At 67.8% G+C, this 14,322-nt stretch carries 8 protein-coding genes, 1 rRNA gene and 2 pseudogenes; 5 read left to right on the forward strand and 6 right to left on the reverse strand.

From position 1 onward, the window contains the following. The first annotated feature begins 191 nt into the window (after positions 1-191). Positions 192-307 (forward strand): 5S ribosomal RNA (rrf, locus tag RA210_RS12895). A gap of 231 nt (positions 308-538) precedes the next feature. Here rrf and RA210_RS12900 read toward each other — a convergent pair. Continuing rightward, a pseudogene (locus tag RA210_RS12900) lies at positions 539-1,603 on the reverse strand (IS256 family transposase); the annotation flags it as partial. Between the two features lie 68 nt (positions 1,604-1,671). Here RA210_RS12900 and RA210_RS12905 point away from each other — a divergent pair. After that, a pseudogene (locus RA210_RS12905) lies at positions 1,672-2,372 on the forward strand (IS3 family transposase); the annotation flags it as partial. 512 nt (positions 2,373-2,884) lie between these two features. Beyond that, a complete protein-coding gene (gene ltrA, locus RA210_RS12910; protein ID WP_136488057.1) occupies positions 2,885-4,126 on the forward strand; it encodes a group II intron reverse transcriptase/maturase in 1,242 nt (413 codons plus the stop codon). A gap of 227 nt (positions 4,127-4,353) precedes the next feature. On the opposite strand, the gene RA210_RS12915 is transcribed toward ltrA, so the two are convergent. Then, positions 4,354-7,092 (reverse strand): cation-transporting P-type ATPase, encoded by a 2,739-nt coding sequence (locus RA210_RS12915; protein ID WP_201486714.1) that lies wholly within the window; start codon positions 7,090-7,092, stop codon positions 4,354-4,356. Between the two features lie 258 nt (positions 7,093-7,350). On the opposite strand from RA210_RS12915, the gene RA210_RS12920 reads away from it, so the two are divergent. Further along, the gene (locus RA210_RS12920) at positions 7,351-8,136 is read left to right on the forward strand and encodes a sulfite exporter TauE/SafE family protein (protein ID WP_136488059.1); all 786 of its coding nucleotides are present in this window, start codon (positions 7,351-7,353) and stop codon (positions 8,134-8,136) included. 91 nt (positions 8,137-8,227) lie between these two features. Here RA210_RS12920 and RA210_RS12925 read toward each other — a convergent pair whose 3' ends face one another. Then, complete coding sequence (locus tag RA210_RS12925) at positions 8,228-8,821, reverse strand: nitroreductase family protein (protein ID WP_201486715.1); 594 nt, start codon at positions 8,819-8,821, stop codon at positions 8,228-8,230. A 226-nt stretch (positions 8,822-9,047) separates the two neighbouring features. On the opposite strand from RA210_RS12925, the gene RA210_RS12930 reads away from it, so the two are divergent. Next, on the forward strand, positions 9,048-11,267 hold the full coding sequence (locus tag RA210_RS12930; RefSeq protein WP_201486716.1) for a beta-agarase: 2,220 nt from the start codon (positions 9,048-9,050) through the stop codon (positions 11,265-11,267). Here the strand turns inward: RA210_RS12930 and RA210_RS12935 are convergent. The 3 genes from RA210_RS12935 to RA210_RS12945 form a co-directional block, all read right to left on the reverse strand. Continuing rightward, the gene (locus RA210_RS12935; RefSeq protein WP_201486717.1) at positions 11,264-12,691 is read right to left on the reverse strand and encodes a hypothetical protein; all 1,428 of its coding nucleotides are present in this window, start codon (positions 12,689-12,691) and stop codon (positions 11,264-11,266) included. The genes RA210_RS12930 and RA210_RS12935 overlap by 4 nt on opposite strands. Before the next feature lie 132 nt (positions 12,692-12,823). Then, positions 12,824-13,645: a sigma 54-interacting transcriptional regulator gene (locus RA210_RS12940; RefSeq protein WP_201486718.1), complete on the reverse strand. Its 822-nt coding sequence runs from the start codon at positions 13,643-13,645 to the stop codon at positions 12,824-12,826. 64 nt (positions 13,646-13,709) lie between these two features. Continuing rightward, on the reverse strand, positions 13,710-14,291 hold the full coding sequence (locus tag RA210_RS12945) for an alpha/beta hydrolase (RefSeq protein ID WP_201486719.1): 582 nt from the start codon (positions 14,289-14,291) through the stop codon (positions 13,710-13,712). Positions 14,292-14,322: the final 31 nt, after the last annotated feature.

Consider the following 14,322-nt stretch of genomic DNA (forward strand, 5'->3'; position numbering starts at 1 on the left):
TTGTGAGGCGTTGAGCTAACCAGTACTAATTGCCCGTGAGGCTTGACCATATAACACCCAAACAATCTGCGATCCCAGGATCACAGTGGGTGCGACAGGCCGAAAGCTTGCAGAACCGCAAATTACCAAATCTGATACACTATCACTTGCCCAATTCGGGGTAGCGCCACGGCGATGCCCCAACCGAATTGCTTGACGACCATAGAGCGTTGGAACCACCTGATCCCATCCCGAACTCAGCAGTGAAACGACGCATCGCCGATGGTAGTGTGGGGCTTCCCCATGTGAGAGTAGGTCATCGTCAAGCACCTATACAGAAACCCCGATCAGCCACGCTGGTCGGGGTTTCGTCTTTTCGGAGCGGAAAATTTTCAGCAGCCGAGGGATCAAGAGTCGTAAGCGCTTCATAAACCCCATCTGCCAATAAGCTGCACACCCGCCGATGCTGTGCTCCCGATTGTTCTGGAGGATTGTGTCCCGGGAAGTGGTGTAACTGCCCGTGGCTCTGGCAGTCGAGTCTGCGGGGGACTCTGCTGATCACAGCGGACAGCCGAGCAGATTGATTGTCACTGAGCGATTGCAGCCCCTCAAGCTGCATGTAGCGCCGTTGCAGACTCCATTCGTCGTTCTGTTCCAGCAGCATTGCCCCGACCAGCCGGACGATGGCCGCGTCGTTGGGGAAGATACCCACCACGTCGGTGCGCCGCTTGATCTCGGCGTTCAGGCGCTCCAACGGGTTGGTGCTGTGGATCTGCTGTCGGTGTGCCTTGGGAAACCCCATATGGGCCAGCACCTCGTCTTCGCAGCCGTCCATCAACTGGGCGATCTTCGGGAAACGCTCGCGCAACTGATCGGCCACCGCCCGCCATTGGCGCCGCGCCTCGGCCTCATTGTCCTGGGCGAACACCGTGCGCAGCAGGGCCGCCACCATGGTGCGCTGGCCCTTGCCGACATGCGCCAGGGCGTTGCGCATGAAGTGCACCCGGCAGCGCTGCCAAGTCGCTTTCAGTACCCGGGACACGGCGGCCTTTAGCCCCTCATGGGCATCCGAGATCACCAGCTTCACGCCCCGCAGGCCGCGACGCATCAGGCTGCGCAGGAACTCCGTCCAGAAGGGCTCGGCCTCCGATGGTCCCACCCGCATGCCCAGCACTTCGCGCACACCGTCAGTGTTCACTGCCACGGCGATTATCACGGCGACCGAGACGATCCGCCCGGCCTCCCGCACCTTGACGTAGGTGGCGTCGATCCATAGGTAGGGCCAGTCGCCCTCGATGGGCCGGTCGAGAAACGCGTGCACACGGTCATCGATCTCCGCCGCCAGGCGTGACACCTGGCTCTTGGAGATGCCGCTCATGCCCATGGCCTGCACCAGCTCATCGACCGAGCGGGTCGAGACGCCTTGCACGTAGGCCTCCTGAATTACCGCCGCCAACGCCTTCTCGGCGGTGCGCCGGGGCTCCAGGAAGGGCGGAAAGTAGCTGCCCTGGCGCAGCTTGGGAGTGCGCAGCTCGACGTCGCCGGCGCGGGTTTGCCATAGGCGGTCGCAGTAGCCGTTGCGGCTATTACTGCGCTCGTCGCTCTTGATGCCGTAGCCGGCACCACAGAGGGTTGATCTTGCCCAGCCGCAGTGGACACCCCGTTAAGCGATAAACTGCAACGAGGTGAACCATGGCAAGACCAACAACCCCGATGAAACAGACCCGCACCCGCCATTCCCAGGCCTACAAGGACGAAGCACTGGCGTTGGCCGAACGAATCGGCGTCAGTAAGGCTGCCGAACAACTCGGCCTCCATGCTTCCCAGCTCTACGGTTGGCGCAGCAAGAAGCAGCAGAGCCAGACCAGCAGCGAGCGTGAGCAGTCACTGGCCGACGAGAACGCCCGGCTCAAGCGGCTGTTGGCCGAACAAGCCGAGGAGCTGGCCATCGTAAAAAAGGTCGCCGCGTACTTTGCCAAGAGCCTCAAGTGAAGTACGCCTTCATGAGAGCGCACGCCTTGCTGTTCCCGGTGAAAACCATGTGCCGCGTGCTGGGCGTGGCCCGCAGTGGCTTCTACGCTTGGTGCTCACGCAAGACGTCGATGCGCCACCAGCGGAGGATTGAGCTGGATCGGCAGGTCGCGCAGGCATACAGCGCACGCAACGGGCGCAGCGGGGCTCCACGGCTGTGCCACGACCTGCGAGACGCCGGGCTGCCCTGCAATCGCAAGACAGTTGCCGCTTCGATGCAACGGCAAGGACTGCGTGCCAGGGCCGCCAAGAAGTTCAAGGCCACCACCAACTCCCGCCACTCGCTGCCGGTGGCAGAGAACCTGTTCAAGCAGGATTTCACTGCATTGGCACCGAATCAGAAATGGGTGGGCGACATCAGTGTGCCGCAGCAAGCGGCGTAAGAGATGAGGGTATGGCCCCTCGCCATCAGCTTGCAGGAGCGGGTGGCAAACCACCGCAAGCGGCTTGGGTCAAAAGCCTCGGTCGTGAGCGTTGCGGAAAAGGCGCCCAAAGGCGTCAGGTGTGAACCCGGAAGGCGAACAACCGTGAACTGCCGTTCAAGTGTCGAGACTACTCAGATGACATCGAAACCGGGGAGTGATGTTGCTCCGGGAGAGGCTGGGACGAAACTTGCTTACGGGCCCAGCGGTGTCCGGCATAGAGGCAGCGCGAGCCGGGTTCGGGCTCTTGCGTTGAACTGCGGGAACCTTCGGTGGCGATGGCAAGGGAAAGGCGCAAGCCCGCAAGGCGAGGCCGACAGTACCGATGCGCCACCAAGGGGCGGAGCGGCTCGTAGTAGTGATGAAGTCGCTGTAATGGCGAGGGAGCGAAGGGGCCGCATCATCCAGTCATTCGAATGCGCCAACTGCGTGAGCAGGAGGAGCCCATTCGCATGACAAAGCCGTATGAAATTCCCAAGGCATGGATCTGGGAAGCGTATCAGCGTGTCAGGGCCAACAGAGGTTCAGCTGGCGTCGATCAGGAGTCGATCGAGCAGTTCGAACGTCGGCTGGGCGATAACCTGTATGTCGTTTGGAACCGGTTATGTTCCGGCAGCTACCTTCCGCCGCCGGTGAAAGGCGTGCCGATTCCGAAGAAAGCAGGGGGTGTGCGCCTGCTCGGAGTGCCCACCGTGGCGGACCGGGTGGCGCAAGCCGTGGTCAAGGGTGTATTGGAACCGATCCTGGAGCCGATCTTTCACCGCAACTCCTACGGCTACCGCCCAGGGCGTTCTGCGCTCGATGCGGTGGCGATGGTGCGGCAGCGGTGTTGGGAATACGACTGGGTCATCGAGTTCGACATCAAGGGACTGTTCGACAACATCGACCATGAGTTGCTGATGCGGGCGGTCCGAAAGCACTGTCAGAATCCATGGGTGCTGCTGTATATCGAGCGCTGGCTCAAGGCACCGATGGAAATGGCGGATGGACAGCGGGTAGAGCGGACACGAGGCACGCCGCAAGGTGGCGTCATCAGCCCGCTGCTGGCCAACCTGTTCATGCACTATGCCTTCGACCGCTGGGTGACCGAGCATCTGCGCAGCGTACGTTTCTGCCGCTACGCCGATGACGGGGTGATCCACTGTAAAAGCCAGGCGCAGGCGGAATATGTCTTGCGCCGACTGGCCGCCCGGTTCGGTGAGTGTGGGCTGGAGCTGCATCCGGACAAGACGCGGATCGTCTACTGTCGGGGTATCAATCGTCCGGACGACCATCCGGTCATCCAGTTCACGTTTCTTGGCTACACGTTCCGTCCGCGCAAGGCGGTGGACAAGCATGGCCGGGTCTATGTGAACTTTGCTCCGGCAGTCAGCCGCGATGCCCTGCGGGCAATGCGGCAGACTATCCGGGGCTGGCATCTCCAGCTTCAGTGCGACCGACAACTCGGCGACCTGTCTCGCCGGTTCAATCCAGTCTTGCGTGGCTGGTTGAACTATTACGGACGCTTCTATGGCTCGGCAATGGCCGATGTCTGGAAACACCTGAACGCTTATCTGGCGCGGTGGCTAATGCGCAAGCACAAGTCCCTGGCTCGTCATAAACGACGGGCCAGGGCAATGCTTGGGCGGTTGGCTGCCGCATGGCCTCGGGCTTTCGTACATTGGGAGCTGGGATATGCTCCTTCGGCTGGATGATGGGAGCCGGATGAGTCGAGAGGCTCACGTCCGGTTCTGCGAGGGGCTGGGGGTGAAATTCCCCTGGTCTACTCACCCTTACCTGCACACCGAGGAAGGTTGGCTGTATCTGGCGGTGGTCATCGACCTGTATGGCCGATCCGCGCGGCGGTTTCCACCGCCCAGCGTTGCAGGCGGGTCAGGCGTTCCGGCGTATTGGCCTGGTAACGCTGCGCCGCCAACAATCGTCAGGCCGCGGGGTGCAGGCGCGTCGCCAGCGCCGTGCGGCGGATCACCAGCTTCTCCAGCTCGGCCACGCAGAACACCAGCAGGCCGGCGCCCAGCACCTTGAGCCACTCCAGCGGGGTCAGCCCGGCCGAGCCGAAGATCCCCTGCATGAACGGCGCGTAGGTGAAGGCCAGTTGCAAGGGGATGCAGGCGGCGATGGCCAGCAGCACGTAGCGGTTGCCGAGCAGGCCGCCGCGGCCGAGCACCGGGGCGAAGATGAAGCGGCTGTTGAGCAGGTAGAACATCTCCGCCACCACCACCGCGTTGACCGCCATGGTCCGCGCCGTCTCCAGGCTGGTGCCGGCGGCCAGCTCCCAGAGGAACAGGCCGAGCGCGCCGGTCATCATCAGCACCGAGACCATCAGCACCCGCCAGACGAAGAAGCCCGACAGCAGTGCCTCGCCCACCGGCCGCGGGCGGCGGCGCATGATGCCGCGCTCGGCCGGCTCGAAGGCCAGTGCCAGGCCCAGGGTGCTGGAGGTGACCATGTTGATCCACAGCACCTGCGCGGGGGTGAGCGGCAGGGCCAGCTCGAAGAGGATGGCGGCGATCACCACCAGCGCCTCGCCGCCGTTGGTGGGCAGCATGAACAGGATGAACTTCCTGATGTTGTCGTAGACCGCGCGGCCCTCGCGAACCGCGCTGGCGATGGTGGCGAAGTTGTCGTCGGCCAGCACCATGTCGGCGGCCTCCTTGGCCGCCTCGGTGCCCTTGAGGCCCATCGCCACGCCGACGTCGGCGCGCTTGAGCGCCGGGGCGTCGTTGACGCCGTCGCCGGTCATCGCCACCACCTGGCCGTCGTCCTGCAGCGCCTGTACCAGGCGCAGCTTGTGCTCGGGGCTGGCGCGGGCGAACACGTCCACTTCCATCGCCACCCGGCGCAGGGCGGCATCGTCCATCAGCGCCACCTCGGCGCCGGTGAGCGCCGGCTTGCCCACGCCGATGGCCAGCTGCGCGCCGATGGCGCGGGCGGTCTCGGCATGGTCGCCGGTGATCATCTTCACGCGGATGCCGGCCAGGTGGCAGTCGGCGACGGCGCGCATGGCCTCCTCGCGCGGCGGGTCGATGATGCCGACCAGGGCCAGCAGCACGAAGCCGGACTCGGTGTCGGCGAACGCCAGCCGCTCGCGCTGCGGGGCGGCGCGCTTGCAGGCCAGGGCGAGCAGGCGCAGGCCCTGGGCCGCGGTGTCGGTGGCCATGCGCCGCCAGTAGTCGACCTCCAGCGGCCGCTCGCCGTCGAGGTCGAGCTGCGCCACGCACATGTCGAGCACCCGCTCCGGCGCGCCCTTGACGAACAGCCATGGCTCGTCGTCGCCGTCGCGGTGGTAGGTGGCCATGAAGCGGTGCTGCGACTCGAAGGGAATCGAGTCGAGGCGCGGCCAGGCTTCCTCGCCCAGCTGCTGGGTGAAGCCGGTCTTGCCGCCGAGCACCAGCAGGGCGCCTTCGGTGGGATCGCCCTCCACGCGCCACAGCTGGTCTTCCTCGCGCAGGCGGGCGTCGTTGCACAGCACGCCGGCGCGGATCGCCATGGCCAGCGGCGGATAGTGCGCGGCCTCGACGATGCGCCCGTCGAGGCTCAGGTCGCCCACCGGCGCATAGCCCACGCCGCCGACGGCGAACACGTGGCCGGCGCAGACCACGCGCTGCACGGTCATCTCGTTGCGGGTCAGGGTGCCGGTCTTGTCCGAGCAGATGGTGGTGACCGAGCCCAGCGCCTCCACCGCCGGCAGGCGGCGGACGATGGCGTTGCGCCGGGCCATGCGCTGCACGCCGAGGGCGAGGGTGACGGTCATGATCGCCGGCAGGCCCTCGGGGATCGCCGAGGCGGCGAGGGCGACGACCATCATGAACATTTCCGCCGGCGCATGGCCGCGCCACAGGGTGCCGAGCACGAAGGTGGCGGCCGACAGCGCCAGGATGGCCAGCGCCAGCATGCGGCCGAAGCGGTCGACCTGGCGCAGCAGCGGCGTGCTCAGATTGCGGATGGCGGAGAGCATCTGGTTGATCTTGCCGAGTTCGGTGGCCGCGCCGGTGCCCACCACCAGGCCGCTGGCCTGTCCGTAGACTACCAGGGTGCCCGACCAGGCCATGCCGTGGCGGTCGCCCAGCGGGGCGTCGGCGGCCACGCTGGCGGCGCTCTTCTCGACCGGCAGCGACTCGCCGGTCAGCGCGGCCTCCTCGACGCGCAGTTCCTTGACCTCGACCAGGCGCAGGTCGGCCGGCACGCGGTCGCCCGAGGCGAGCAGCACCAGGTCGCCGGGGACCAGGTCGGCGGCGTCGATCTCGCGGCGCTGGCCGTTGCGGACCACGGTGGCGTGCGGCGAGAGCATGGCGCGGATGGCGTCCAGCGCCGATTCCGCCTTGCCTTCCTGGATGAAGCCGATGATGGCGTTGACCAGCACCGCCAGCAGCAGCACGCCGGTGTCGACCCAATGGCCGAGGATGGCGGTGATCACGGCGGCGGCGAGCATCACGTACAGCAGGATGTTGTGGAACTGCAGCAGCAGGCGCAGCAGCGGGCCGCGCTTCTTCGGTGGCGCCAGCCGGTTGGGCCCGTGGTGCGCCAGGCGCCGCCGGGCCTCGTCCTCCGACAGGCCGGCGAGGCCGGTCTGCAGGGCCTGCTCGATCTGCGCTCGCGACAGGGCATGCCAGGCAGGTTGCGCGGCTTCCTGGGGGGATGGGGTCGGGTGATCGGTCATTGATCCGTCCTGTTCCGAGGTCCGTCGTGGGCAGGATAAGCCTGGCAATCCGGCAATTCCCTGCAGGATATGTGTGATCTTGTTTCGCGAGCGTGTCGACGACCGCTACGGAAGGCGTGGCCGAGGGCGAGTCCCCGGGCACGGTTTGCCGAGCCCGGTTATAACTACAGGTCTCATCGTTCTAAACGCTTATGACAAAAAGCCGTTATTCTCCCGCGCAATTTGCGATGGGCTTGAGTTCGCTCTGCAGGGGTGATGATGGATTCGGCGATTTTCGGTTTCGTGTTTGCAGGCCTGGCGGTCGGCTTCATCGTCGGCATGACCGGCGTTGGCGGCGGTTCGCTGATGACGCCCATCCTGCTGTGGTTCGGCATCAATCCGGCTACCGCGGTGGGCACCGACCTGCTGTACGCGGCGATCACCAAGTCCAGCGGCGTGCTGGTGCACGGCAAGAACAGGAACATCGACTGGGCCATCACTGGCTGGCTGGCGCTCGGCAGCGTGCCGGCCGCGGCGCTGACGCTGCTGTTCCTGCACAACCTGCATGCCGACCCGCAGGCCCTGAATGCGCTGATCAAGCAGGCGCTGGGCTTCGTCCTGCTGCTGACCGCGCTGGCGATCCTGTTCAAGAAGCAGCTGCTGGCCTTCGCCAGCCGGCATGCCGGCGACCACTACCAGCTCAGCCCGCCGACGCTGAATGCGCTGACGGTCGTCACCGGCGTGATCCTCGGCGTGATGGTGACGTTGACCTCGATCGGCGCCGGCGCGCTGGGCACGGTCGCCCTGTTCATGCTCTACCCGTTCCTGCCCACCCGCCGCCTGGTCGGCACGGAAATCGCTCACGCGGTGCCCCTGACCCTGGTCGCCGGCCTGGGCCATGCCGGCATGGGCAGCATCGACTGGCAGTTGCTGGGCTACCTGCTGGTCGGCTCGCTGCCGGGCATTTATATCGGCAGCCATCTGACCGGGCGAATTCCCGAGCATCTCCTGCGTCCGTGCCTGGCGATCATGCTGTCCCTGATCGGCTACAAGCTGGCGTTCTGAGCCAGTCCCCCCGGCCTGCACGGCCGGCAGGGCAAGCCAACGATGGGCGAAGCACCTTGCGGTGTCTTCGTCCATCGCGTTTCTGGCGGGCTTACAGGCTGAATTCGCCTTCCGCGGCGATGGCTTCCAGCGCCAGGCGCGGGCTGGGGGTTTCGCGGGCCTGCAGCGGTTCGGGCAGGCTGGCGGTGTCGCCGCGCTTGCCGACGGCGACCATGGCATGGACCTCGTAGCCGTCCGGGATCTTCAGCTCGCGGCGCGCCAGTTCCTTGTCGAAGCCGGTCATGGCGTGGGTGTGCCAGCCGGCCAGGTGCGCCTGCAGGGCGAAGAAGCCCCAGGCGGCGCCGGTGTCGAAGGCGTGCGAGGGGGCGGGCTGTTCCTCGCTCTTGCCCGGCGCCACGAAGCTGGTCTTCGAGACGATCACCAGCAGCGCCGAGGCGTGCTGCGCCCAGCCGCGGTTGAACTCGACCAGCAGGCTCAGGTAGCGCGGCCAGTCGGCGCTGTCGCGGCGGGCGTAGAGGAAGCGCCAGGGCTGCGAGTTGTAGGCCGAGGGCGCCCAGCGCGCGGCCTCGATGAAGCCGAGCAGGGTGGTTTCGGGGATGTTCTCGCCGGTGAAGGCGCGCGGCGACCAGCGCTCGATGAACTGCGGGTCGATGGCATGGGTGGCGACGCGGGAATTGTCGGTCATGGCTCCTGGATCCTTACTATCCGTTGATTGAAAACCTACCCTTATAATTCGATGGCCTGACTTTGGTAACCCGTTGCGGATTTTTCCGGGCCTTCGCCCGCGGCGGAGACTCCCCGGCCAGGTGCGCGTCGGCGGCAGCGACCTGTAGTCGACCGGCCGCGGCGTGGTTTACTGCGCCAGCCAGCCCGTCGCAACGTGCTTCGCGGGCCCATGGAGAATCCGCCCGATGCTTCGCCCCTTCGTGCCCGCCCTGCTGTCGTTGCTGATCGCCGCTCCGCTGTTCGCCGGGCAGGCCGAGCGCCAGCCCCTGTTCGACTTCGTCAGCCCCGATGAGGCGGTGCAGCTCGCTACCCACAATGCCGCTCTGCCGGCCCCCGCCGCCGAGGTCACGGCGCAGGGCGAGGCGCTGCGCCGGCTGACCTTCGCCGCGGGCGAGGTGGCGAGTGTGCGCCTGGCGCCGCAGGCGGGGAGCTGGGACTGGTCGCAGGCCAGCGCGATGAGTCTGCGCCTGCAGAACGCGATGGACTGGGCGCTGACCCTCGACGTGAAGATCGAAAGCGCCGACGGCCGGGCGCTGGTCAGTCGCATCGCCCTGCCGGCCGGGCCGGCCCAGGAGCTGCTGGTGCCGCTGCAGGCCCGCTCGCCGCGCCAGCAGGGGATGCGCGCCGCGCCGCCGATGCCATGGGAGCACGGCGGCCAGCGCATCCTGCTGGCCACGCAGGTGGGCGGCCAGCTCGAGCGCAGCCGGGTGGTGGCGGTGACGCTGTCGCTGGATCATCCGCAGGCGCCGCAGAGCCTGCTGCTCGGCCAGTTCGGCGTGCGCGCCGGGAGCGATCTCCAGCAGGCGGGCTATGCCGGCCTCGTCGACGGCTACGGCCAGTTCAGCCGCGGCCAGTGGCCCGGGAAGGTCGACAACGACGCCCAGCTGCGCGAAGCGGCCGCCGCCGAACGCATCCAGTTGCAGGGCTGGCTGGCCGGGCGCCCCCGCCAGGATCGCTACGGCGGCCTGCTGGACGGCCCCAGCTTCGTCGCCAGCGGCTTCTTCCGCACCGAGAAGCGCGACGGCCGCTGGTTCCTGGTCACTCCGGAGGGGCATCCGTTCTATTCGCTCGGCGTCAATGCGCTCAGCGCGGCGCAGAGCGCGACCTACGTCGAGGGCCGCGAGGCCATGTTCGCCGACCTGCCGGCGGCCGGCAGCGCCCTGGCCGGCTGGTACGGCAGCGACGACAGCCGGCGCGGCACCGGCGCCAGCCGCGACCTCGGCTTCGCCCACGGGCGCTGGTTCGACTTCTACCGCGCCAACCTGCAACGCAGCTATGCCGGGCCGCACTGTCGCAGCGCGGCGCCCACCGGCGCCGAGGACTGCAGCGTCTTCGACGCCCGGCGCTGGACGACGCACACCCTCGACCGCCTGCAGGCTTGGGGTTTCAACACCATCGGCAACTGGAGCGATGCCGCCCTGGTGGAGGCCCGCCGGGTGCCCTACACCCTGCCACTGCTGATCAGCGGCGACTACGCGGTGGTCAGCACCGGCCTCGACCTGTGGGGCGGCATGCCCGATCCGTTTGATCCGCGCTTCGCCGCGGCTGCCGAGCGTGCCGTGCAGGTCGCCAGCCGTGGCCATCGCGACGATCCCTGGCTGATCGGCTACTTCGCCGACAACGAACTGGCCTGGGTCGGCAGCGGCGATCCGCTGCGGGCGCGCTACGCGCTGGCGCTGGGCACCCTGCGCCTCGGTCCGGAGTCGCCGGCCAAGCGCGCCTTCGTCGAGCAGTTGCGCGGCCAGTACGCCAGCGCCCGGCAACTGGCGGAGGCCTGGGGCATCGCGCTGGCGGACTGGGGCGCTCTGGAGGGGGCCGGCTTCCAGGCGCCGCTGCCGCAGGAGGGCCGTCCGGCCATCGCGGAGGATCTGCAGCGCTTCCAGCGCCTGTACGCCGACCGCTACTTCCGCACCGTCGCCGCGGCGCTCGAGGCGCAGGCGCCCAACCATCTGTTGCTGGGCGGGCGTTTCGCCGGCACCACGCCGGAGGCGGTGGCCTCCTGCGCGCAGTACTGCGACGTGCTGAGCTTCAACTTCTATACCCGCGAGCCGCAGCACGGCTACGACTTCGCCATGCTGCGCGCGCTCGACAAGCCACTGCTGGTCACCGAGTTCCACTTCGGCTCGCGCGACCGCGGGCCGTTCTGGGGCGGCATGCAGGAGGTCTGGGTCGAGGAGCAGCGCGGTCCGGCCTATGCGCACTACCTGGAGCGGGCGCTGGCCGAGCCGAGCATCGTCGGCCTGCACTGGTTCCAGTACCTGGACCAGCCGGTGACCGGGCGCCTGCTCGACGGCGAGAACGGCCACCTGGGCCTGGTGGCGATCACCGACCGGCCCTGGCAGGGCTTCGTCGAGGCGGTGCGCCAGGCCAACCTGGCAGTCACCGCGCGCCTGCTGGGTCACTAGAGAACTATGCCCACCAGCTTCTTCAGCAGTTCTTCGAGCGGCATGACGGTGAGCAGCAGCGGCACCACCGGCAACAGCGTCGCAAACGCGAGGCGCATGAAGACATCCCTGGTGACCGGGGCGATGCGCATCTCCTGCACCACTGCAAAGCTGTTGCCGAGATCGGCAAGCGACTGGATATCGCCGCTGCCCACCAGCGGCTCGTCGGCCGGGGCGCCACCGCGCAGCCATTTGCTGTCGAAGTCGCGCACGTAGTTCATCGCCAGACCGCCGTATTCGCGCAGGCCGATGCGCTTGGCGTTGGCCAGTTGCGCCGAGAAGACGAATAGCGGGGCAATGACCAGGCATTCGACGAAGATCACCACCATGGCGATCTCGGCCTTGAAAGCCGGCAGCCTGGCGCCGACGTAGAAGATCCGGTTGGCCAGCATCCCGGCCAGCAGCGCGCCGTGCGCCAGCGCCAGCGGCATGAAGGCGTAGGCCGAGTTGGCGAGGAAGCCCAGGCCGCCGACCCGGTCCGGATGGGTGGGTACCAGGTTCAGCTCGATGCGCGATACCTGCCAGAGAAAGCGCATCCAGATGAACAGGCGGAAGAACCAGCGGATCAGCAGGAACTGGAAGATCGGCACGCTCACGTAGCCGTACCAGATCCCGGCCAGTGACAGATCGAATCCCGAAGCGGTCGGCACCGTATACCAGGTGGCGGTATCGAGGACGGCGGAGCTGCGCCATACCACCAGCACGCCAACCCCGTAGACGAAGGCGATGAGCAGCACCTCGGCGATCACCGAGTTGCGCAGGCGCATGGCGGAGGCAATGGCGGCCTCGAATCTCGTCGTCGCAGCCTCGGGGACCAGCCGGCGCTCGAGGAACTGCCTGACTACCGGACGGATACGCTGATGGACGATCAGCTCGGCGCCGATCAGCAACGGCATCGCCACCAGGAAGCGGATATGCACGTCGAAGTCCATCAGAAAGGGGATGGCCACCCCGCCGCCCAGCAGTCGTCCCTCGAGCGCCGAGAGCAGCAGCAGCGGCAGCCAGGCCAGCAGCGCGATGAAGAGGATGCGTTTCTGCGCCAGTTCGAGCGCGTCGCCGGACAGCCGCGCGCGGCGGAACAATTGGAACAGCGGGCCGCCGAGAACCAGCGAGAAGTCGGCCGGATCACTGGTGAATCGTTCAGGCGCTGTCGGCTGGTCGGGTGCAGTCTTCATTCCGGCTACCATGGCGGAGTCGATGTCCCTGACTGGCCCGTCAGGGCGGGGAGCCTTGCCCGGACAGTCCTGCTTGCCGGCCCGGAACGCCCGGCGCGGTGTCCCCCGTTTCACGATAGACGATGAAGTACGGGCCGGAGGCCGGCGACCTCCTGATCGCCAGCCGCTGGCGGTGTTCGCCCCGTCGCTGGCCGGCGTGGCGACCAGCATCAGTCATCCGGGCAAGACCTCGTCCCGCGGAGTGCCAGTGGAAACCCTAGCCAGCCTGGGCATCCACGATGGCTCCGTGCGCGTCTCGGGACGATTGTTCAGATCCACGCAGCAGGCGTGGCTGCGGTCTCGTCACCCGGCCTGCAGCTCGAGGTGCTGCGGGGCGATCTCGCCGTCGCTGACCAGCAGGGCGAAGTGGATGACGCTTTCCAGTTCGCGGGTGTTGCCGGGCCAGGCGTGGCGCTCCAGCACCTGCTGCGCCGCCAGGCCCAGCGTCGGCGCCGGCAGGCCGAGCCGCTGGGCGTGCACGCCGAGGAAGTAGCCGGCCAGTGGCAGGATGTCGCCCGGCCGCTGGCGCAGCGGCGGCAGTTCTAGGCTGCCATCGGCCAGGTAGTCGATCAGGCGCTGGTCGAACTTGCCCACCGCTGCCGCGCGGCTCAGGTCGAAGCTGGTGGCGGCCACCAGGCGCACGTCCACCGGATTGGCTTCCCGCGCACCGACGCGCAGCACCTCGCGGGTTTCCAGGGCGCGCAGCAGCTGCCCCTGCAGCTTCAGCGGCAGATCGCCGATCTCGTCCAGATAGAGGGTGCCGCCGTGCGCCGAGCCGAACCAGCCGGCGCGGCTGCTCGCGGAGCCGTTGTGGACACCCGGCACGTGGCCGAACAGTTCGGCCTCGGCGTGCTGCGGGCTGAGGCTGGCGCAGTTGAGGGCGACGAACAGGCCGGGCCGGCCGCTGGCGCGGTGGATGTGGCGGGCCAGCAGTTCCTTGCCGGTGCCGGTTTCGCCGCGGATCAGTAGCGGCTGGCCGCCGGGAGCGAGGCGCTCGACCTCCTGGTACAGCGCCTGGGAGCGCGGGTCGACGAACACCAGCGCCTTGGCGCGGATGCTCAGCGGGCTGCGCTCGGCGTCGCTGAAGGTCAGCACGGGTTGGGCGAGCGGGTTGTCGGATGGCATGGCGGACTCCGGGCCGGAGTGCGCGCCGGCCGTTCAGGACGAGGGGAGGCCCGCCGCGCGGGCTTCAGGCCAGGCGGCGGGCATGCTGTTCGATCAGGTTCTGCAGGCGGAAGAGGTGGGCGAAACCCTGCTCCCACTGGCGGTGGCCGGACTTGACGTTGATGTGTCCGGCGCCGGCCAGCAGAACCGGCTCGGCCCCCCACTGGCGGGCCAGCTCAAGGGCGCGTGCCGGGGTGGCGGCGGGGTCGTTGTCCGAGCCGACCAGCAGGCTGGGGAACGGCAGCAGCTGGCGCGGGATGGGCGCGAAGTCCTGCAGCGCCTCGGGGCAGCCGGGGCGTTCGACGTCCGCCGGCGCCACCAGCAGCGCCCCCAGCACCTTGTCGCGCAGCGCCGGTGCCGCCTGGGCCGCCCAGTGGGCGAGGGTCACGCAGCCCAGGCTGTGGGCGATCAGGATCAGCCGCCGGGGCGCTGCCGCCACGTGGCGGTCGAGACTGGCGACCCAGTCCTCGCGCCGCGGCTGCAGCCAGTCGTCCTGCTCGACCCGGCTGGCATCCGGCAGGCTGCGCTGCCAGTGACTCTGCCAGTGTTCGGCGGGGGAGCCCTGCCAGCCAGGCAGGATCAGGTAGTGGACGGCGTGACGGCGCATGGGCTGGCCCTCGTGGAGGCTGTGGACCCGT

The organism is Pseudomonas sp. OF001 (assembly GCF_904426495.1).
In the GTDB taxonomy this organism is placed as follows: domain Bacteria; phylum Pseudomonadota; class Gammaproteobacteria; order Pseudomonadales; family Pseudomonadaceae; genus Geopseudomonas.